Origin of the sequence: Sphingopyxis flava (assembly GCF_900168005.1) — a bacterium.
Classification (GTDB): domain Bacteria; phylum Pseudomonadota; class Alphaproteobacteria; order Sphingomonadales; family Sphingomonadaceae; genus Sphingopyxis; species Sphingopyxis flava.
The window spans coordinates 72,264-93,131 of sequence record NZ_FUYP01000001.1 but is presented as its reverse complement, the minus strand read 5'-3'; the positions used below and the strand labels follow the sequence as shown (position 1 = coordinate 93,131).

The following is a 20,868-nucleotide window of genomic DNA, read 5'->3' as shown; positions in this document are numbered from 1 at the left end:
TAGTGGAAGGATGAAAGATTGGCCATAAGCCAGGTGGCAAATTTCTGACCCGACAGTTAAAGCGGCGCCATGTCCGATACCGTCATGTCCTTGCTGATGCTCACCGGCGTCGTCCTGACCGGCGGCGCAGCCTATGTCCTTCGCATGGGGGACAAGCGCCGCGCGCTGCTCATGTTCGTCGCAGCGCTCGTGATGTTCGCCAACCTCGCCATCTGGCTGGTGCCGGCGAACTAGAGCCTGGGCGCCCCCGCCTTTGCAGGGGGGGCGACCACGGCCTCAGCGGATCGGCGAATCCGGCGCGAGCCGCATATCCAGATAGTTATCGAGCGACTTCATCAATTGCTCAAGTTCGTGCTCAAAGAAGTGGTTGGCACGCGGGATCTCGTCATGGTGGATGGTGATGCCCTTTTGCGTGCGGAGTTTGTCGACGAGCTTCTGCACTGCGGCGGGCGGCACGATCTCGTCCGAGCCGCCTGCGACGATGATGCCCGACGAGGGGCAGGGCGCAAGAAAGCTGAAGTCGTACATGTTCGCGGGCGGCGCGACCGACAGAAATCCTCGAATCTCGGGGCGGCGCATCAAGAGCTGCATGCCGATCCACGCGCCGAAGCTGAAGCCCGCGACCCAGGTTGTCTGTGCCTCGGGGTGGATCGACTGTACCCAGTCGAGCGCCGAGGCAGCGTCACTGAGTTCGCCGATCCCGTTATCAAAGGTGCCCTGACTGCGCCCGACGCCACGGAAATTGAAGCGCAAAACCGCAAAGCCGCGCGCCACGAAGCTTTTGTACATCGCCTGCGTAATGCGATCGTTCATCGTGCCGCCGCCCTGCGGATGAGGGTGCAGGATCAGTGCGACCGGCGCGCGCGGGCGCGGCGGGGGAGAGAATCGGCCTTCGATGCGGCCTTCTGGACCGGGAAAAATGACGTCGGGCATGGGCGCACCTTCTAAGTTTCTTGGGGCTTGCCAAAGTTCCCGGTGACGGGTTGGCGGAGCGGGAGCGGCGCCTATATAGAAAAAGGGTGGCAAGTTGCAACTTTTGCGAATCACTCGCAACAAGCGGTGGTTCTTGTCTCCTCATGCCCGAACCGGATCCGAGTCCCCCTTGTCACCGCTGATCGCCCGCAGAGGAGCTGCGCCACTCGACACGGGCAGGAATAGGGGGCAGAGGCTTGCGCGATGATCTATTTTGACTATCAAGCCACCACGCCGCTCGCGCCCGAAGCGCGCGAAGCAATGCTGCGCTGGTTGGGCGACGAAGGCGACAGCTTCGCGAACCCCTCGAGCACGCACAAGGCCGGGCGCGCCGCCGCGGCGGCGGTCGAGGTGGCCCGCGATCAGGTTGCAGCGCTGCTGCCGGCGGGAGGGCGCGTCTTCTTCACCTCGGGCGCAACCGAGGCGCTCAACTGGGCGCTGTTTCGCGGCGCAGAGGCGAAGCCGGGCGGGGTCGCGGGGCTCAGCATCGAACATGCCGCCTCGCTCCAATGCCTCGAGCGGCTCGATGCGGCAATCCTGCCCGTCGACAGTGCCGGCCTCGCTTTGCCGCCCAACGCGGCCTCGATCCCCGAGAACGGCATCGTCGCGGTCATGCTCGTCAACAACGAGGTCGGTACGATTCAGCCGGTGGCCGACTTCGCCGCCTCGGCACATGCGAGGAACAGCCTCCTACTTTGTGACGCAGTGCAGGGCTATGGCCGCGTGGCGATCCCCGATTCGGCTGATCTTATCGCGCTATCCGCGCACAAGATTCACGGGCCCAAGGGTATTGGCGCGCTCTGGGTCCGCGACGGCGTTGAGCTTGAACCCTTGATGGTCGGCGGCGCGCAGGAGCTGGGGATGCGCTCGGGCACCGTCTCGCCCGCGCTTTGTGCTGGTTTTGGCGCTGCGGCGGCACTTGCCGCCGAGCGGTTCGATGCCGATGCCGCGCATGTCGAGCGGCTGTGGTCGCTTGCACTGGACATGCTGCCTGAGTGGACAATCAATGGCGCGGCGAGCCCGCGCTATCACGGCAATCTCAATGTGCGACGCGAAGGGGTGAACGGCCTGCGCCTCATGTCCGACGCGCGAAACATTGCCTTTTCGCTTGGCAGCGCCTGCGGCAGCGGGTCGGGCAAGGTCAGCCATGTGCTGCGCGCGATGGGAGTGAGCGAAGCCGACGCGCGCGCCTCGATTCGGCTTGGCTGGGGACGCTATACGAGCGAGGACGAGCTTCGCGGCGGGCTCGCCGCGATCAAGGCGGCCGCGCGGCTGCAGGGGGTCCATTGATGCGCGTTACCTTTATCCACGCCGATGGCAAGGGGCGCACCGAGGCCGAAGCGAGCCCCGGCGAGGCTCTGCTCGACGTGGCGCAGGCGCATATGATGCCGCTTGAGGGAACATGCGAGGGGCAGATGGCCTGCTCAACCTGCCATGTCATTGTGGCGAAGGAAGATTTCGGGCGCCTGCCGCCCGCAACCGAGGAAGAAGAGGATATGCTCGACCTCGCGGCAGGGGTACGGCGCACCAGCCGGCTATCGTGCCAGATCGTCCTGACCGAGGATCTCGACGGGCTGACGGTGCACATCCCGGCCGAAAGCCGCAATATGCAGGGCCCGCGCTGACAGGATCAGGTGGCGCGTCCCTGCTGGAAGCCATTGTGTGTCATCGGATGTCAGCAAAAGACAATCTTGCCGATCGCGCTCCTGGTAAATCTATCACGAGGATGAATGGCTGACTGCCCGGGGCGCCCAAGCGGGTTGCATGACGGAATGGATGTTTCCTCTTGTCGCTCCGCCGCAAGGTCAAACTCGCTTGGCAGCGGCGCGGCAAGGCGCTTGAGCTTTCCGGGCGCGCCGCGCCGATTGAGCGGACTGTCGGCGCGCTGGCGCGAACGGCGAGCGCGCCAGCTTGCAATTCCTGCCTGGCCTCGCCATATGCGGCGCGGGAGTCGGGCGGACGCAGTCTTCGCCAACCCGGTCAGGTCCGGAAGGAAGCAGCCGCAGCGAATTCGCTGCGGGTCGTTCCGGCTCCCACCCATTTCCCCCTTCGACAAGATGGCGCGCCGCCCCTAAGACGGGGCCATGGAAGATTCCGCCGACGACGACACGCCGATGCTGGGTATGGACCTGCCGGAGACGCCTGCGCCCGCGGCGTCGAGCGGTCCTTACCGGGTCCTCGCGCGCAAATATCGCCCGCAGACCTTCGCCGAGCTGATCGGACAGGATGCGATGGTGAAAACGCTGGGCAACGCGATCGCGCGCGACCGGCTGGCACATGCCTTCTTGATGACCGGGGTGCGCGGGGTCGGCAAGACCTCGACCGCGCGGCTGATCGCCAAGGCATTGAACTGCATCGGTCCCGACGGTCTGGGCGGGCCGACAATCGACCCTTGCGGGGTGTGCGAGCCGTGCCGCGCGATCACCGAGGGGCGCCATATCGATGTAATCGAGATGGACGCCGCGTCCAACACAGGCGTCGACGATGTGCGCGAGATCATCGAGGCTGTGCGCTACGCCGCCGTCTCGGCGCGCTACAAGATCTACATCATCGACGAAGTGCACATGTTGTCGCGTAACGCGTTCAATGCCCTTTTGAAAACACTCGAAGAGCCACCACCGCACGTCAAGTTCCTGTTCGCGACGACCGAGGTAAACAAAGTGCCCGTGACGGTGCTTTCGCGGTGTCAGCGCTTCGATCTTCGCCGCATCACGCCGGACATGCTTTTTGCGCATTTCAGCGCGATCCTGCAAAAGGAAGGCGTCGAGGCCGAAGCCCCCGCAATCTGGCTCATCGCGAGCGCCGCCGAGGGATCGGTGCGCGATGGTCTTTCCATTCTCGACCAGGCTATCGCTCATGCCGACCTCGAGGGCGGCGGCACGATTACCGCCGATCAGGTGCGGGTGATGCTGGGCCTGTCCGACCGCTCGTCGATCGCGCAGTTGATGGCCGCGATACTGGAAGGCGAAGCCGGCGGAGCAATCGACCTCGCGCGCGCGCAATATGCCCTGGGGATCGAGCCTGTCGCGATGGTGCGGGGTCTGATGGACCTCGTCCACGCAATCACGCTCGCCAAAGTCTCGCGCCACGACGATCCGGCGCTCGCTGCTGCAGACCGCGAGCGGATCGGGGATTGGGCAGGAAAGCTCGGCTTCGCACCGCTTAGCCGGCTTTGGCAGCTCTTGCTCAAGGGGCATGAGGAGGTGCTGCGCGGCAACAATCCGCTTGAGCATCTCGAAATGCTGCTGCTGCGCGTGATCTATTCTGCGTCGATGCCGGATCCAGGCGAACTTGCAAAGCTGCTCGAATCAGGTGGCCTCGCAGCGCTTGCCCAAGTGGCGCCTGCGCCGCGGGCGGGACAGGAGCGGGCAGAATCGCCTGCCGCCGCCGAGACAGCTCATGCCGACGCGGCTCCCTCCGCATTGACGATAGCGCAAATCCATCGGCTACTGGAAAGTCAGGGAAATCATCGCCTTGCGGGGCTTGTCTATGATCATCTCAAGGTGATCGAACTCGAGCCTGGCCGGCTGATGTTCGCGCCCGCGCCAGCGCTTGGCGAGGCTTTTGCCCGCGAATTTGGCGACGCCCTGTTCCAGGCGACAGGAACGCGATGGCAGGTGGGCCCGGGCGAAGGCGTGGCGCGGCCGAGCCTCGGCGACGTCGAGCAGGCAAAGATTGCGGATAATGAAGCGCGCATCCGCGAGCTGCCCGTGGTGAAGGCCGCCCTGGCGGCTTTTCCCGACGCAAGGCTTGAACTGCCGGAAGACAATCGGCATAGGTCCAGCCCATGAAGTCGATCGAAGAAATGATGAAGGCGGCGCAGGAAGCCGCCGCTACGGTGCAGGCGCAGATGCAAGAGGCGCAGGCGAAACTTGATAGCGTCGAAGTCGAAGGCGTCTCGGGCGGGGGTCTTGTACGGATCGTCGCGAGCGCCAAAGGCCGCATCAAGTCGATCCGGATCGACGATAGCCTCATGGTCCCCTCCGAGAAGCAGATGCTGGAGGACCTGCTGGCCGCTGCGTTCAACGACGCGCGTGAAAAGGCCGATCAGGCAAGCAACGAGGAAATGGGCAAGATGACCAGTGGCTTGCCGCTCCCGCCCGGGTTCAAGCTGCCATTCTGAGCTTGCGACCGTTGTAGCGCCAATTCGACCGGAACGCTGGCTGCTCGGGCGAGGGGGAGTAAAGCCCCATTCAGCTTAGCGTCATTGAACCTGAAGCAAGTTACGCCATATTAGGCGGACAATCTTATGAACGGACGGCACGCCGGTTCGCGGCGCCGCCCAGGAGCCACAATGACGCAATCATTTCCTTTGTTGCCGCTGCGCGACATCGTCGTTTTTCCGCACATGATCGTGCCTCTGTTCGTGGGCCGCGACCGCTCGGTCGCAGCGCTCGAAGTGGCGATGGAAGCCGACAAAGAGATCTTCCTCGTTGCCCAGCTCGACCCCGGCGAAGACGACCCGCAGCGCGACGATCTGTACGACGTCGGGGTGATCGCCACCGTGCTGCAGCTCTTGAAGCTGCCCGACGGCACCGTGCGCGTGCTCGTCGAAGGCAAGGAGCGCGCGAAACTCGCCTCGCTTGCGGCCGAAGACAAGGCGGTGATGGCGCATGTGACGCCGATCGCAGACACAGCCGATGACAGCGTCGATACCGCGGCGCTGATGCGCTCGGTGGTCGAGCAGTTCGAAAATTATGCCAAGCTCAACAAGAAGATGCCCGCCGAAACCGCGGTGCAGCTCTCGCAGATTGACGATGCGTCCCGTCTTGCAGACTCGGTCGCGGGCAACCTCAACATCAAGGTCGCCGACAAACAGGCGCTGCTCGTCGAAGATGCGCCGGCGAAGCGGCTGGAGATGGTCTTTGCCTTCATGGAGGGCGAGCTTGGCGTTCTGCAGGTCGAGAAGAAGATTCGCGGCCGTGTGAAACGGCAGATGGAGAAGAGCCAGCGCGAATATTATCTGAACGAGCAGCTGAAGGCGATCCAGCGCGAGCTCGGCAACGACAATGGCGACGGCGGCGACGATCTTGCCGAACTTCAGGCGAAGATCGACAAGCTCAAATTGTCGAAGGAAGCGCGCGCCAAGGCCGAAAACGAGCTCAAGAAGCTGCGTGCGATGGCGCCGATGTCCGCTGAGGCGACCGTTGTGCGCAACTATCTCGACACGCTCATCGGGCTTCCATGGGGCAAGAAGTCGAAGCTCAAGAAGGATATCGCGACGGCCCAGGCTGTCCTCGACGACGACCATTATGCGCTCGAGAAGGTCAAGGACCGGATCGTCGAATATCTCGCGGTTCAGGCGCGCACCAACAAGCTGAAGGGGCCGATCCTCTGCCTCGTCGGCCCGCCGGGCGTCGGCAAGACTTCGCTTGGTCGCTCGATCGCGAAGGCGACGGGCCGCGAGTTCGTGCGTCAGTCGCTTGGAGGCGTGCGCGACGAGGCTGAAATCCGCGGCCACCGCCGCACCTATATCGGCTCCTTGCCGGGCAAGATCGTGACCAACCTCAAGAAGGCTGGCACGATGAACCCGCTGTTCCTGCTCGACGAGATCGACAAGCTCGGACAGGATTTTCGCGGCGACCCCGCCTCGGCGCTGCTCGAAGTGCTTGACCCTGAGCAAAACGCAAAATTTCAGGATCATTATCTCGAGATCGACGTCGATCTTTCCGACGTGATGTTTGTGACGACGGCCAACTCGCTCAACCTGCCGCAGCCCTTGCTCGACCGCATGGAGATCATCCGGCTTGAAGGCTATACCGAGGATGAGAAGGTCGAGATTGCAAAGCGCCACCTGATCGCAAAGCAGATCGAGGCGCACGGACTGAAGCCGGGCGAGTTCGAGCTCACCGAAGAGGGGCTGCGCGACCTCATACGCTATTATACTCGCGAGGCGGGCGTGCGGACGCTCGAGCGCGAGATTGCGCGCCTTGCGCGCAAGGCGCTGCGCAAGATTCTCGAAGGCAAGGCGCAGAGCGTGACAATCACACCTGAGAATCTTTCCGAATTCTCGGGCGTGCGCAAGTTCCGCCACGGCGTCGGGGACCGCGAGGATCAGGTCGGCGCGGTCACCGGGCTTGCCTGGACCGAAGTGGGCGGCGAGCTTTTGACGATCGAGGCGGTCACCGTGGCCGGCAAGGGCCAGGTACGCACGACCGGGAAGCTTGGCGAGGTCATGACCGAATCGGTGCAGGCGGCGCTCTCCTTCGTGAAGGCGCGCGCCCCGGCTTACGGCATCAAGCCGAGCCTTTTTGCGCGCAAGGATATCCATATCCACCTGCCCGAAGGCGCGGTTCCCAAGGATGGGCCATCGGCGGGCGTCGGCATGGTAACGGCGATGGTATCGACGTTGACCGGCATTGCCGTGCGCAAGGACGTCGCGATGACGGGCGAAGTCACGCTGCGCGGACGCGTGCTCGCGATCGGCGGCCTTAAGGAAAAGCTCCTGGCGGCGCTTCGCGGCGGAATCACGACGGTCCTGATTCCCGAGGAAAATGAAAAGGATCTGGTTGAGATTCCGGCGAATATCACGAGCCAGCTCAAGATCCTTCCGGTGTCTCACGTCGACCAGGTGCTTGCCGAGGCGCTGGTATCACCAGTGGAGCCCATCGAGTGGACGGAGGCCGACGAGCTGGCGGCGTCTCCGCCGCATGGTTCGGGGGCGGACCCCGAAACTGCGATTCGACACTGACCCTGAGGGCCCGGCGATCGCTGCCGGGCCGTCTTTTCACCGCAAAAACGTCATTTTATGACGTTTCCCGCCATTTTTTGCTTTGACAAGCCGGGGTCAAACAGCGTTAGTGGCGCGCCATGGCCCGGCCATGAATCACTTATCCAACCACACACAGGGGTTCCTTAGGCATGAACAAGCAAGACCTGATCGCCACCGTCGCGGACTCGAGCGGCCTCACCAAGGGTGACGCGAGCAAGGCGGTTGAAGCCGTTTTCGACGCGGTCACTGCGACCCTGAAGAAGGGCGGCGAAGTCCGTCTGGTCGGTTTCGGGACGTTCTCGGTCAGCAAGCGCAAGGCGTCGACCGGTCGCAACCCGCGCACCGGCGAAACGATGACCATTGCAGCATCGAACCAGCCGAAGTTCAAGGCCGGCAAGGCCCTCAAGGACGCCTGCAACTAAGTTGCCGATGTCTTCTGGCGAATGACATTCGGGCCGCGGTGTCGAACCGCGGCCCGATTTGCATCCGATTAAGGCTAGCGTGCAAATCGCCGTTGCATTCACCGCCGCAACGGCTATGGACGTCCCGCTTTCGGATGTCCGCCTTGATCGGAGCCGGGACGGGCGCGTAGCTCAGTGGTAGAGCACACCCTTCACACGGGTGGGGTCGCAAGTTCAATCCTTGCCGCGCCCACCATGATCCCGAAGGCCGAACGGCCGCCGAACGGATCATTCATCGCCTATTCAATGCGCTTGCCTTAGGACGGGGCCATGATCCGCGCTTTGACCATCCCGCTTGCGTTCGCGCTGCTCCTCGCCGCCGGGGCGCCTGCCGCCGCGCGCGGCGATCGTGACCGTGATCAGGCCCATCTGCGCGAGGCGGCGGCGCAAGGGCAGGTGATCCCGCTTGGGCGGCTGATCGCCGAAGTTCGCTCGCGCCCGCCCTACAATGACATGACGTATCTCGGCGGACCGCAGTTTGACGCGCGGCGCATGATCTATGCGCTGAAATTCATGGACGGCAGCCAGGTGGTCGTTGTCTATGTCGATGCGCGCACCGGGCGGATCGTGGGGCGCAGGCCCTGACGGGTCCGTTGCTCGCGACCCCACGCAACGACATTTTGCGATGATCGTTCCGACTTGATAGAGACAAAGAAACGGACCGGCGCGTCGCCGGCCGCGGTTGAAAGGCGCCTGAATGCGGATTTTGATTGTCGAGGACGAGCCCACTCTTGGGCCGCAGCTCAAGGCCACGCTTGAAGGCAACGGCTATGCGGTCGATCTCGCTACCGATGGCGAGGACGGCCATTTCCTGGGATCGACCGAGGATTATGACGCGGCGATTCTCGACCTCGGCCTGCCCGAGATCGACGGGCTGACCGTGCTCGATCGCTGGCGCAAGGAAAAGCGCAACTTTCCCGTGCTGGTCCTGACTGCTCGCGACAGCTGGTCGGACAAGGTGGCGGGGCTTGACGCAGGCGCCGACGATTATCTTGCAAAGCCCTTCCAGACCGAAGAACTCATTGCTCGCCTGCGCGCGCTCATTCGCCGTGCCTCGGGCAATGCGTCGAGTGAACTGATCGCCGGCAAGGTGCGCCTCGACACGCGCTCGGGCCGCGTCACTCTCGACGGGCAGCCGGTTAAACTCACCGCGCAGGAATATAAGCTCCTGTCCTATCTCTTGCATCACAAGGGCAAGGTGGTGTCGCGTACCGAGCTCATCGAGCATATTTATGATCAGGATTTCGATCGCGATTCAAACACGATCGAGGTGTTCGTGACCCGCATCCGCAAGAAGCTGGGCGCGGACATCATCACGACAATCCGCGGTCTCGGCTACCAGCTCGACGACCCGCAGAACTGACGCGGCGCGCATGGCCGATGCCCGCGTCGTCCCGGCGGTCGAGACGGACCCCGATGCGGCGGGAAAGCCGCAGGCGCTGAGGAGCCGGATCACCGGCTCGCTGGCGCGCCGGATGATTGCGATTGCGGCGCTTTGGATCTCGGTGCTTCTCCTCGGCGGCGGCTTTGCGCTCGACCGGGTGCTGACCGGGGCGATCACCCGCAATTTTGATTCAGGACTCGAATATGTGCTGATTGCGATGATTCGCTCGTCGGAAATTGGCCCCGACGGCGAGGTCCGCCTGATCCAGCCGCTGGGCGACCAGCGCTTTCTCGAACCCTATAGCGGCCTTTATTGGCAAATCAGTGGCGGGGGGCAGGAGCCCTATCCCTCGCGCTCGCTGTGGGAGCGCCGGCTCGCGACCTCCGACGCACACGATGACCAGCAACTTCACACATACGACAGCCATCAATTTCCCGGCGAGGAATTGCGCGTGCTCGAGCGCGACGTCGTGCTTCCGGGCAGCAAGACCAAGTGGCGGTTTCAGATCGCCCAGTCGCGCGAGACACTGGACCTTCAGATCCGCGCCGTGCGCGCAACGCTTATCCCGAGCCTCGGGCTGCTTGGACTGGGACTGATCGCGCTTGCGGCGCTCCAGACGTTCTACGGCCTCTGGCCACTGCGTCACATCCGGCGCGCGATTGCGGCTATGCGCGGCGGAGAGAACCGCCGTGTGATCGCGCCGCTGCCGCTTGAGGTGCAGCCAATGGTTGAGGAGCTTAATGCGCTGCTTGCGCACAATGAGAAGCAGGCGGAGGAAGCGCGGCTTCACGCAGGCAACCTCGCGCACGCGCTGAAGACGCCGCTCACCGTGCTCGTCAACAGTGCGACGAGTTCGGACAGCGAACTGGCCGAGACGGTCCGGCGCGAGGCGGCTACGATGCAGCGGCAGGTCGAGCATCACCTCGCGCGCGCCCGCGCAGTCGGGCGACGCGGCGCGGCGCAGGCACGGGCGAATGTATGGGAAAGCGTCGAGGGCGTGTCGCGCGCGGTCGCGGCGCTTTACCCCGAGGTGCGACTCGACGCCGCAGGCGACAAGAAGCTGATCGCCAGGGTCGAGCGGCAGGATCTCGACGAGCTTGTGGGCAATCTTCTTGAAAACGCCGCCAAATATGGGGGCGGCAGCATCTTCGTGACGATCCAGCGCGAAGACGGCATGGCCGAAATTCTTGTCGAGGACGACGGCCCCGGCATCTCACCCGTTGACCGCGTGCGCATCTTCGACCGCGGCGTGCGGCTCGATACGGGCAAGCCTGGCACCGGCCTTGGTCTTGCGATCGTCCGCGACGTCGCCGAAATTTACGGTGGCAGCATCGGGCTGGAGGAGAGCGAGGACCTCGGCGGACTGCTGGTGCGGCTGCGGCTTCCGGCGGTTTAGGGGAGGCGGCGGCTTTGCGCTTTCGCCGCGGCTGGCAGGCATGAAAAAGGGCGCAAAGAGCTTGCCTTGCGCCCTTTTATCAAAGCCCACTGGACCTAATTGGCCTGACGGTTTTCTGCTTCGCCTTCTTCGGCCGGAGCCGCGTCGGCGGTTTGCGGAGCCTCAGCGCCGGTCACCTGGGCAACGGCAGCCGCGAACTGTTCGGCGGTGTAGGCGGCGCTCAGACCGCTTGGCCCCATGTTGAAGGCGCTCCTGGGCAGCGCGACGTCGCCGCTCTCCGTCGTGACGACGACATTCTGGGCATTGAACGACTTCACCGCGCCTAGCACGGCTTTGCCTTCAAGGCCGCGCACCTCGGCGCCAGGCTTGAGCGCGGCGGCGACCGCGGCATCGTCCGCCGCTGAAGCCTGGCTCGCCTGCTGCATCGCAGCGGCAAATTGTTCGGCGGTGAAACTGCTTTGCAGCCCGCTCTGACCAACGAAAAAGGCGTTCCTGGGCACTTTGACGTCCCCTGAGGGGGTCGTCACCACGACGCCCGATGCGTCAGCAAGCTTGACGGTGCCCAGAACGGCTGATCCGTTAGCGCTGCGCACCTCGGCACCGGGCTTGAGTGCGGCTTCGAGCGCCTGCGCATTAGCGGCGGCCGCCTGATCGATTGCGGCGCTAAGCTGCTCCACGGTAATGGTGATTGCGGGCCCCTTCTTGCCCTTGGCAAAAGCGTTCTTGGGTAGGGTCACCGGCTTCTCGTTCAGTGTCACCACGACATTGTCGCCCGCCTCGCTCGCGATCGGACCAATCGCTGCGCCCTCGCTATCATATACGATTGTACCGGGGCTGAGGTCAGGGCCGCTCGTAGCAGCAGCAGGCGCGTCCTGCGCCTTCGCGGGCGCAGCAGCGGCCATCGCCGTACTGAGGAATAGGGTCGTCACTAAAGCAGCGATCTTTCGCATCGCGTCGTCTCTCCTTGAGAATGAATGTTGCACTTAGGGTCTCAACGCGTAGGAGCAGTTCATGGCCACGCAATTGCTGCCGAACCGTGGCCCGAGCGGGACGAGTCGTTTCAAATTGGCGCAAATCCTGCTTCCTCGTCCGCGCGAATGAAAGGGGAGGCGGTAGCGCTTCCTTCGCTCTTGGAGCCGAGCCTTGCGTTGACAGCGCTGCTCCCCTCACCTATATGACGGTCACACCCTTCCGTCCGGGACGGGCCCGATCTTGCGCAGCGGGTTCCACGAATAGGGCGTCGGGGATTTCGAGATGCGTTGAGAAGCTGCGGTAAACCGGCAACGGTTAGTCGCGGCCTTTTTGCGTCTTTATCGCGCTCGCGATTTGATTTTTTTAAGGCGAGACAATCACATATGGCGACCAAGGCGAAGTCGGTGGGCACGGCCCTCGAAGCAACCGCTAGCAAGCGTATCCGCAAGCTGTTCGGCAATATCCACGAAGCCGTGGAAATGCCCAACCTCATCGAGGTGCAGCGCGAATCCTATGAGCAGTTCCTGCGCTCCGACCCGTCTGTTGGCTATGTGTCGGGTCTCGAAAAGACGCTCCGCAGCGTTTTCCCGATCCGCGACTTCGCCGGCACCGCCGAACTCGACTTCGTTCACTATGAACTCGAAGACCCGAAATATGACGTCGAGGAGTGCCGCCAGCGCGGTATCACCTATGCGGCGCCGATGAAGGTCACGCTGCGCCTGATCGTCTTCGAAGTCGACAGCGAAACCGACACCCGCTCGGTGCTCGATATCAAGGAGCAGGATGTCTACATGGGCGACATGCCGCTCATGACCGAGAACGGCACCTTCTTCGTCAACGGGACCGAGCGCGTTATTGTGTCGCAGATGCACCGTTCGCCGGGTGTGCTCTTCGACCATGACCGCGGCAAGACTCACTCGTCGGGCAAGTTCTTGTTCGCCGCGCGCGTCATCCCCTATCGTGGTTCGTGGCTCGACTTCGAATTCGATGCCAAGGACATCGTCAATGTGCGCATCGACCGCAAGCGCAAGTTGCCGGTTACGAGCCTTCTTTATGCGCTCGGCATGTCGGGCGAGGAAATCCTCAATCATTTCTACGACCGCCTCGTCTTCGAGCGCGCCGAGAACGGCTGGAAGGTGCCCTTCGTCGTCGAAAACTGGCGCGGCTCGAAGCCCGCTTTCGACGTGGTCGACGCCAAGACCGGCGAGGTCGTCTTCGCGGCCGGGCACAAGATCAGCCCGCGCCTTGCGAACAAGGCCGCGAAGGATGGGCTCGACACGCTCCTCATCCCGACCGAGGAAATCTTCGGCCGCTACTCGGCCTATGACCTCATCAACGAAGCGACCGGCGAGATCTACATCGAGGCCGGCGACGAGGTGACCGCCGAAAATCTCGAGAAGCTCGATGCTGCGGGCATCGACAAGCTCGTGCTGCTCGACATCGACCACAACAACACCGGTCCCTGGATCCGCAACACGCTGAAGGCTGACAAGGCCGAGGACCGCGACCAGGCGCTAAGCGACATCTATCGCGTGATGCGCCCTGGCGAGCCACCGACGCGCGAAACCGCCGAAGCGCTGTTCGCGGGTCTCTTCTTCGACCCCGAGCGTTACGACCTTTCGGCCGTGGGCCGCGTCAAGCTCAACATGCGCCTTGGTCTCGATGCCGAGGACACGGTGACCACGCTTCGCGCCGAGGATATCCTCGCCGTGGTCAAGGAGCTGGTGAACCTCAAGGACGGCAAGGGCGAGATCGACGACATCGACAACCTCGGCAACCGCCGCGTCCGTTCGGTCGGCGAGCTTCTCGAAAACCAGTATCGCGTCGGCCTGCTGCGCATGGAGCGCGCGGTGAAGGAGCGCATGAGCTCGGTCGACGTGTCGACGGTCATGCCGAATGACCTTATCAACGCGAAGCCTGCGGTTGCCGCGGTGCGCGAATTCTTCGGTTCATCGCAGCTCTCGCAGTTCATGGACCAGACCAATCCGCTCTCGGAAGTGACCCACAAGCGCCGCGTCTCGGCGCTCGGGCCGGGCGGCCTGACCCGCGAGCGCGCCGGCTTCGAGGTCCGCGACGTTCACCCGACGCACTATGGCCGTATCTGTCCGATCGAGACGCCGGAAGGCCCGAACATCGGTCTGATCAACAGCCTCGCGACCTTCGCGCGCGTCAACAAATATGGCTTCATTGAAACGCCGTACCGCAAGGTCATCGACGGCAAGGTGACCAACGAGGTCGTCTATCTGTCGGCGATGGAGGAGCAGAAGCACACTGTCGCGCAGGCGAACGCCGACCTCAACCCGGACGGCAGCTTCATCGACGAGCTGATCTCGGCGCGTGAAGCGGGCGAATTCCTGATGGCGCCCCGCGAGCAGATCACGCTGATGGACGTGTCGCCCAAGCAGCTTGTTTCGGTTGCGGCCTCGCTGATCCCGTTCCTCGAGAACGACGACGCCAACCGCGCGCTCATGGGATCGAACATGCAGCGTCAGGCGGTCCCGCTGCTTCGCGCCGAGGCCCCGGTCGTCGGCACGGGCATGGAAGGCACTGTCGCGCGCGATTCGGGCGCGGCGATCGTGGCGCGCCGCGGCGGCGTGATCGACCAGGTCGACGCGACCCGTATCGTGATCCGCGCGACCGACATGGTCGAGCCGGGCAAGTCGGGCGTCGACATCTATCGTCTGCAGAAGTTCCAGCGCTCGAACCAGAATACCTGCATCAACCAGCGTCCGCTGGTAAAGGTGGGCGACGTGGTCCGCGCGGGCGATATCATCGCCGACGGTCCGTCGACCGAGCTTGGCGAACTGGCGCTCGGCAAGAATGTGCTCGTCGCGTTCATGCCCTGGAACGGCTACAATTATGAGGACTCGATCCTCATCTCCGAGCGTATCGTGAAGGACGACGTCTTCACCTCGATCCACATCGAGGAATTCGAAGTCACTGCGCGCGACACGCGCCTTGGCCCTGAGGACATCACCCGCGACATTCCGAACGTCGGCGAGGAGGCACTGCGCAACCTCGACGAGGCGGGCATCGTCTATATCGGTGCCGAAGTCGGCCCCGGCGACATTCTCGCCGGCAAGATCACACCCAAGGGTGAATCGCCGATGACGCCGGAAGAAAAGCTGCTTCGCGCGATCTTCGGTGAAAAGGCAAGCGACGTGCGCGACACCTCGCTCCGCCTGCCGCCGGGCGTCTCGGGTACCGTCGTCGAGGTTCGCGTCTTCAACCGTCACGGCATCGACAAGGACGAGCGCGCAATCGCGATCGAACGCGAGGAGATCGAGCGTCTGAAGCAGGACGCCGACGACGAGCGCGCGATCCTCAACCGCGCGACCTTCTCGAGCCTGAAGGACCTGCTGATCGGTCAGACCACCAGCGCCGTCCCCAAGGGCCTGAAGAAGGGCGACGTGGTCACCGAGGAAATGCTGACTGGCCTCGACCGTGCCGACTGGTGGAAGCTCGCCGTTGTCGAAGACAAGGCCCAGACCGCGCTTGAGGCGATCAAGGCGCAGTATGACGACGCGATCAAGCGGATCAACGCGAAATATGAAGACCGCGTCGAGAAGCTGCAGCGGGGCGACGAGCTCGCGCCCGGCGTGCTCAAGATGGTCAAGGTCTTCGTCGCGGTGAAGCGCAAGCTGCAGCCCGGCGACAAGATGGCGGGCCGTCACGGCAACAAGGGCGTCATCAGCCGCATCCTGCCGAACGAGGACATGCCGTTCCTCGAAGACGGGACGCCGGTCGACATCGTGCTCAATCCGCTCGGCGTGCCCTCGCGCATGAACGTCGGGCAGATCCTCGAGACGCACCTTGGCTGGGCCTCGCGCGGGCTTGGGCGGCAGGTCACGCAGGCGCTCGAGGATTGGCGCGATGCCAACCCCGACGCGACCGGCGGCCAGATGCCCGAAGCGGTGCGCGAGACGCTCGAGCGCGTCTATGGCACCGAATATGTGGACGACATCCGCTCGCGCGATGCCGACAACATCGTCGAACTCGCGTCGAACCTCAAGGTTGGCGTGCCCTTCGCCACGCCGGTGTTCGACGGCGCCAAGGAAGCCGATGTGTCGAACATGCTGACGCTGGCGGGTCTCGATTCGTCGGGCCAGTCGGACCTTTATGACGGCCGCACCGGCGACAAGTTCGACCGCAAGGTAACCGTGGGCTACATCTACATGCTGAAGCTCCACCACCTTGTTGACGACAAGATCCACGCGCGCTCGATCGGGCCCTACAGCCTCGTCACCCAGCAGCCGCTGGGCGGTAAGGCGCAGTTCGGTGGCCAGCGCTTCGGGGAAATGGAGGTCTGGGCGCTCCAGGCCTATGGCGCGGCCTACACGCTGCAGGAAATGCTGACGGTGAAATCCGACGATGTGATCGGCCGCACCAAGGTGTATGAAGCCATCGTCAAGGGCGACGATACGTTCGAGGCCGGCATTCCCGAAAGCTTCAACGTGCTCGTCAAGGAAATGCGCTCGCTGGGCCTCAACGTCGAGCTCTCGTCCTATTCTGACGAAGACCCTGACGAAGGTCCCGAAGCCCTTCCCGAAGCCGCCGAATAAGATTTTTCCTCACCCCTCTCGCCTCTGCGCGAGAGGGGAAGATGGAGCAGATATATGAACCAGCTTACCAACTTCATGAACCCGGTCGCGAAGCCGGAAACCTTCGACATGATCAAGATCGGCATCGCGAGCCCCGAGCGCATCCGTTCCTGGTCGTTCGGCGAGATCAAGAAGCCCGAGACGATCAACTACCGCACGTTCAAGCCCGAGCGTGACGGCCTGTTCTGCGCCCGCATCTTCGGCCCGATCAAGGATTATGAGTGCCTGTGCGGCAAGTATAAGCGCATGAAATACAAGGGCATCGTCTGCGAGAAGTGCGGTGTTGAAGTCACGGTGACCAAGGTCCGCCGCGAGCGCATGGGCCATATCGAACTCGCCGCGCCGGTTGCGCACATCTGGTTCTTGAAGTCGCTGCCCTCGCGCATCGGCCTGCTGCTCGACATGCAGCTCAAGCAGCTGGAGCGCGTCCTCTATTTCGAAGCCTATATCGTTCTCGAGCCCGGCCTTACCGCGCTGGAGAAGTTCCAGCTTCTGACCGAAGATGAACTGCTCGACGCGCAAGATGAGTATGGCGAAGACGCTTTCTCCGCCGGCATCGGTGCTGAGGCGATCCGCGTTCTCCTCGAGAATCTTGACCTTGAACAGGAACGTGTCGACCTCATGGAAGAGCTCGCCACGACCAAGTCGGAGCTCAAGCCCAAGAAGATCATCAAGCGCCTGAAGGTCGTCGAGAGCTTCATCGAATCGGGCAATCGTCCCGAATGGATGATCCTCGAAGTCGTACCCGTGATCCCGCCCGAACTGCGCCCGCTGGTGCCGCTCGACGGCGGCCGCTTCGCAACGTCGGATCTCAACGACCTCTATCGCCGCGTCATCAACCGCAACAATCGCCTGAAGCGGCTGATGGAACTGCGCGCGCCGGACATCATCGTTCGCAACGAGAAGCGCATGCTGCAGGAGGCGGTCGATGCGCTGTTCGACAACGGTCGTCGCGGCCGCACCATCACGGGCGCCAACAAGCGTCCGCTGAAGAGCCTTTCGGACATGCTGAAGGGCAAGCAGGGGCGCTTCCGTCAGAACCTGCTCGGCAAGCGCGTCGACTATTCGGGTCGCTCGGTGATCGTGACCGGTCCCGAGCTCAAGCTGCACCAGTGCGGCCTGCCGAAGAAGATGGCACTCGAACTGTTCAAGCCGTTCATCTACGCGCGCCTCGACGCCAAGGGGCTCTCGATGACCCTCAAGCAGGCGAAGAAGTGGGTCGAAAAGGAGCGCAAGGAAGTCTGGGATATCCTCGACGAGGTGATCCGCGAGCATCCGGTCCTATTGAACCGCGCCCCGACGCTCCACCGCCTCGGCATCCAGGCGTTCGAGCCGGTGCTGATCGAGGGCAAGGCGATCCAGCTTCACCCGCTGGTTTGCGCTGCGTTCAACGCCGACTTTGACGGCGACCAGATGGCAGTCCACGTGCCGCTGAGCCTCGAAGCTCAGCTCGAAGCCCGCGTTCTGATGATGTCGACCAACAACATCCTCAGCCCCGCGAACGGCAAGCCGATCATCGTGCCGTCGCAGGACATGGTGCTTGGTCTTTACTATCTCTCGCTCGAGCGCGAAGGCGAACCGGGCGAGGGCATGCTGCTTGCCGACATGGCCGAGGTGCATCAGGCGCTCTACACGGGTGCGGTTACGCTGCACTCGAAGATCATCAGCCGCGTCCCGCAGACCGACGAGGATGGCAATGAGTATCTGAAGCGGTTCGAGACCACCCCGGGCCGCATGCTGATCGGCGAATGCCTGCCGAAGTCGCACACCGTGCCCTTCGACGTCGTCAACCGCCTTCTCACCAAGAAGGAAATCGGCGACGTGATCGACCAGGTCTATCGCCACACCGGTCAGAAAGAGACGGTCTTGTTTGCCGACGCCATCATGGCGCTGGGCTTCCGCCACGCGTTCAAGGCAGGCATCTCCTTCGGCAAGGATGACATGATCATCCCGGCGACGAAGGAAAAGCTGGTCGACGAAACCCGCGCGCTGGTGAAGGACTTCGAGCAGCAGTATCAGGACGGCCTGATCACTCAGCAGGAAAAGTACAACAAGGCGATCGACGCATGGTCGCAGTGCGGCGATAAGGTCGCGAACGCGATGATGGAGGAAATTCGCGCAACGCCGAAGCTCGACGACGGCCGTCTTGCTCCGATCAACTCCATCTACATGATGGCGCACTCGGGTGCTCGTGGCTCGCAGGCCCAGATGAAACAGCTCGCCGGCATGCGCGGCCTGATGGCCAAGCCGTCGGGCGAGATCATCGAGACGCCCATCATCTCGAACTTCAAGGAAGGCCTCACCGTCCTTGAATATTTCAACTCGACCCACGGCGCGCGTAAGGGTCTGGCTGACACGGCACTCAAGACGGCGAACTCGGGTTACCTCACCCGCCGTCTCGTGGACGTGTCGCAGGACTGCGTCGTGATCGAGGATGACTGCGGCACCGAGCGCGGCATGGAAATGCGCGCGATCGTGCAGGGCGGTTCGACGATCGCCTCGCTCGGCGAGCGTATCCTTGGCCGTACGACGCTCGAAGACGTCGCCGACAAGGATGGCAATGTCATCGCGCCGGTGGGCACATTGCTCGACGAGGCGATGGTCACGAAGATCGAGGAAGCCGAAGTCCAGGCGGTCAAGATCCGCAGCCCGCTCGTCTGCGAAGCGACGATGGGGGTCTGCGCCAAATGCTATGGCCGCGATCTGGCACGCGGCACGCCGGTGAACATCGGCGAGGCAGTGGGCGTTATCGCCGCGCAGTCAATCGGTGAGCCCGGCACGCAGCTGACGATGCGGACTTTCCACATCGGCGGCGCGGCGCAGGTCAACGAGCAGTCGAACCTCGAGGCCATCTCGGACGGCACGATCGAATATCGCGACATGGCGACGATCGTCGACCAGCGCGGCCGCCGTCTGGCGTTGTCGCGTTCGGGCGAAATCGCGGTCATCGACAGCGAGGGCCGCGAGCGTGCGACCCACAAGCTGCCCTATGGTGCGCAGATCATGCACAAGGACGGCGAGAAGGTGAAGAAGGGCGACCGGATCGCCGAATGGGATCCGTTCACCATGCCGCTGATCACGGAAAAGAACGGTGTCGTGAAGTATCAGGACCTGATCGATTCCAAGACGCTGATCGAACAGGTCGACGAAGCGACCGGCATCGCGCAGCGTGTCGTGATCGAATATCGCGCCGCTGGCCGCGGCAAGAAGGAAGACCTTCAGCCGCGCCTCACCCTGCTCGACGACGCCTCGGGCGAAGCGGCGCGCTATCTGCTCGCGGTCGGCACGATGCTGTCGGTCGAAGACGGCCAGGAAGTGAAGGCCGGCGACGTTCTTGCCCGTGTGACCCGCGAGGCGTCGAAGACGCGCGACATCACCGGCGGTCTGCCGCGCGTTGCCGAGCTTTTCGAAGCGCGAATTCCGAAGGACAACAGCGTTATCGCGAAGATCAGCGGCCGGATCGAATTCGTCAAGGATTACAAGGCGAAGCGCAAGATCGCGATCGTTCCCGAAGAAGGCGATTCGATCGAGTATCTGATCCCCAAGTCGAAGGTTCTGGAAGTGCAGGAAGGCGACTATGTGAAGCGCGGCGACGCGCTGATCTCGGGCTCGCCGAACCCGCACGACATTCTCGACGTCATGGGCGTCGAGGCGCTGGCCGAATATCTCGTCGCGGAAATCCAGGAAGTCTATCGACTGCAGGGCGTGAAGATCAACGACAAGCACATCGAGGTGATCGTTCGCCAGATGCTGCAGAAGGTCGAGATCACCGACGGCGGCGACACCACGCTGCTGCCGGGCGAACAGCTCGATTATCTGGAGATGATGGAGTATAACGCCAAGCTGCCGAAGAATGCGAGGCCCGCCGAAGGACGCCCGGTTCTCCTCGGTATCACCAAGGCGAGCCTGCAGACGCGCAGCTTCGTATCGGCCGCGTCCTTCCAGGAGACGACCCGCGTGCTCACCGAAGCGTCGGTGCAGGGCAAGGTCGACTCGCTGATGGGCCTTAAGGAAAATGTCATCGTCGGCCGCCTCATCCCGGCGGGCACCGGCGCTGCCATGAACCGTGTCCGCGTCACCGCCTCGTCAAAGGATGCCGCGCTTCGCGCCGCCATGCGCGCCGCGAACCAGGAACATCTGATCGCGCCGCAGACTGCGGCCGAGGAGCATGAGGCTGAACTGGCTCAGGGCCCCGAAGCTGCGATGGGCGACGACCCGCTTGGCGCGGTGCAGGGCGAGGATTTCACGACCGATGACGTGATCGTCGAAGAGCGCCCCGAGGGTGAAGGCGAGGAATAAGCCCCTCGCTTCTACGCTGACGAAAGAACAAGCCCCGCCGGTCCCTGGCCTGGCGGGGCTTTTTCATGTCC

At 63.3% G+C, this 20,868-nt stretch carries 14 protein-coding genes, 1 tRNA gene and 1 other RNA gene; 14 read left to right on the top strand and 2 right to left on the bottom strand.

All coding sequences use genetic code 11. From position 1 onward, the window contains the following. Positions 1–69: 69 nt before the first annotated feature. Positions 70–234: a hypothetical protein gene (locus tag B5X69_RS21255; protein WP_176141462.1), complete on the top strand. Its 165-nt coding sequence runs from the start codon at positions 70–72 to the stop codon at positions 232–234. Positions 235–276: 42 nt separating this feature from the next. Here the strand turns inward: B5X69_RS21255 and B5X69_RS00465 are convergent, their stop codons facing one another. After that, positions 277–933, bottom strand: coding sequence for an alpha/beta hydrolase (locus B5X69_RS00465; RefSeq protein ID WP_079636664.1), 657 nt, complete (start codon positions 931–933; stop codon positions 277–279). Between the two features lie 243 nt (positions 934–1,176). On the opposite strand from B5X69_RS00465, the gene B5X69_RS00460 reads away from it, so the two are divergent. The 11 genes from B5X69_RS00460 to B5X69_RS00410 all read left to right on the top strand — a co-directional run bounded on the left by B5X69_RS00460 (position 1,177) and on the right by B5X69_RS00410 (position 10,925). Continuing rightward, a complete protein-coding gene (locus tag B5X69_RS00460) occupies positions 1,177–2,262 on the top strand; it encodes a cysteine desulfurase family protein (RefSeq protein WP_079636662.1) in 1,086 nt (361 codons plus the stop codon). After that, positions 2,262–2,597: a 2Fe-2S iron-sulfur cluster-binding protein gene (locus tag B5X69_RS00455; protein ID WP_176141461.1), complete on the top strand. Its 336-nt coding sequence runs from the start codon at positions 2,262–2,264 to the stop codon at positions 2,595–2,597. The genes B5X69_RS00460 and B5X69_RS00455 overlap by 1 nt, the downstream gene beginning before the upstream one ends. A gap of 318 nt (positions 2,598–2,915) precedes the next feature. Then, positions 2,916–3,013: signal recognition particle sRNA small type (gene ffs / locus B5X69_RS00450), an RNA gene on the top strand. Positions 3,014–3,056: 43 nt separating this feature from the next. Continuing rightward, positions 3,057–4,763 (top strand): DNA polymerase III subunit gamma/tau, encoded by a 1,707-nt coding sequence (locus B5X69_RS00445; RefSeq protein WP_079636656.1) that lies wholly within the window; start codon positions 3,057–3,059, stop codon positions 4,761–4,763. Then, positions 4,760–5,095, top strand: a complete 336-nt coding sequence (locus B5X69_RS00440; RefSeq protein WP_079636655.1) for a YbaB/EbfC family nucleoid-associated protein — start codon at positions 4,760–4,762, stop codon at positions 5,093–5,095. The genes B5X69_RS00445 and B5X69_RS00440 overlap by 4 nt, the downstream gene beginning before the upstream one ends. 171 nt (positions 5,096–5,266) lie before the next feature. Then, positions 5,267–7,663 (top strand): endopeptidase La, encoded by a 2,397-nt coding sequence (gene lon / locus B5X69_RS00435; protein WP_079636654.1) that lies wholly within the window; start codon positions 5,267–5,269, stop codon positions 7,661–7,663. Between the two features lie 170 nt (positions 7,664–7,833). Next, positions 7,834–8,106, top strand: a complete 273-nt coding sequence (locus tag B5X69_RS00430; protein WP_053553659.1) for an HU family DNA-binding protein — start codon at positions 7,834–7,836, stop codon at positions 8,104–8,106. Positions 8,107–8,266: 160 nt separating this feature from the next. Beyond that, positions 8,267–8,341: transfer RNA gene (locus B5X69_RS00425), tRNA-Val, on the top strand. 74 nt (positions 8,342–8,415) lie between these two features. Next, a complete protein-coding gene (locus tag B5X69_RS00420; RefSeq protein WP_079636653.1) occupies positions 8,416–8,730 on the top strand; it encodes a hypothetical protein in 315 nt (104 codons plus the stop codon). A 112-nt stretch (positions 8,731–8,842) separates the two neighbouring features. Beyond that, positions 8,843–9,508, top strand: coding sequence for a response regulator transcription factor (locus B5X69_RS00415; RefSeq protein WP_079636651.1), 666 nt, complete (start codon positions 8,843–8,845; stop codon positions 9,506–9,508). Between the two features lie 112 nt (positions 9,509–9,620). Beyond that, a complete protein-coding gene (locus B5X69_RS00410) occupies positions 9,621–10,925 on the top strand; it encodes a sensor histidine kinase (RefSeq protein WP_079636920.1) in 1,305 nt (434 codons plus the stop codon). A gap of 95 nt (positions 10,926–11,020) precedes the next feature. Here the strand turns inward: B5X69_RS00410 and B5X69_RS00405 are convergent, their stop codons facing one another. Then, positions 11,021–11,854, bottom strand: a complete 834-nt coding sequence (locus B5X69_RS00405; protein WP_176141460.1) for a hypothetical protein — start codon at positions 11,852–11,854, stop codon at positions 11,021–11,023. Between the two features lie 426 nt (positions 11,855–12,280). On the opposite strand from B5X69_RS00405, the gene rpoB reads away from it, so the two are divergent. Together rpoB and rpoC are read left to right on the top strand one after the other, a co-directional pair. Continuing rightward, a complete protein-coding gene (rpoB, locus tag B5X69_RS00400; RefSeq protein WP_079636649.1) occupies positions 12,281–16,459 on the top strand; it encodes a DNA-directed RNA polymerase subunit beta in 4,179 nt (1,392 codons plus the stop codon). A 54-nt stretch (positions 16,460–16,513) separates the two neighbouring features. Further along, positions 16,514–20,797 (top strand): DNA-directed RNA polymerase subunit beta', encoded by a 4,284-nt coding sequence (rpoC, locus tag B5X69_RS00395; protein WP_079636648.1) that lies wholly within the window; start codon positions 16,514–16,516, stop codon positions 20,795–20,797. Positions 20,798–20,868: the final 71 nt, after the last annotated feature.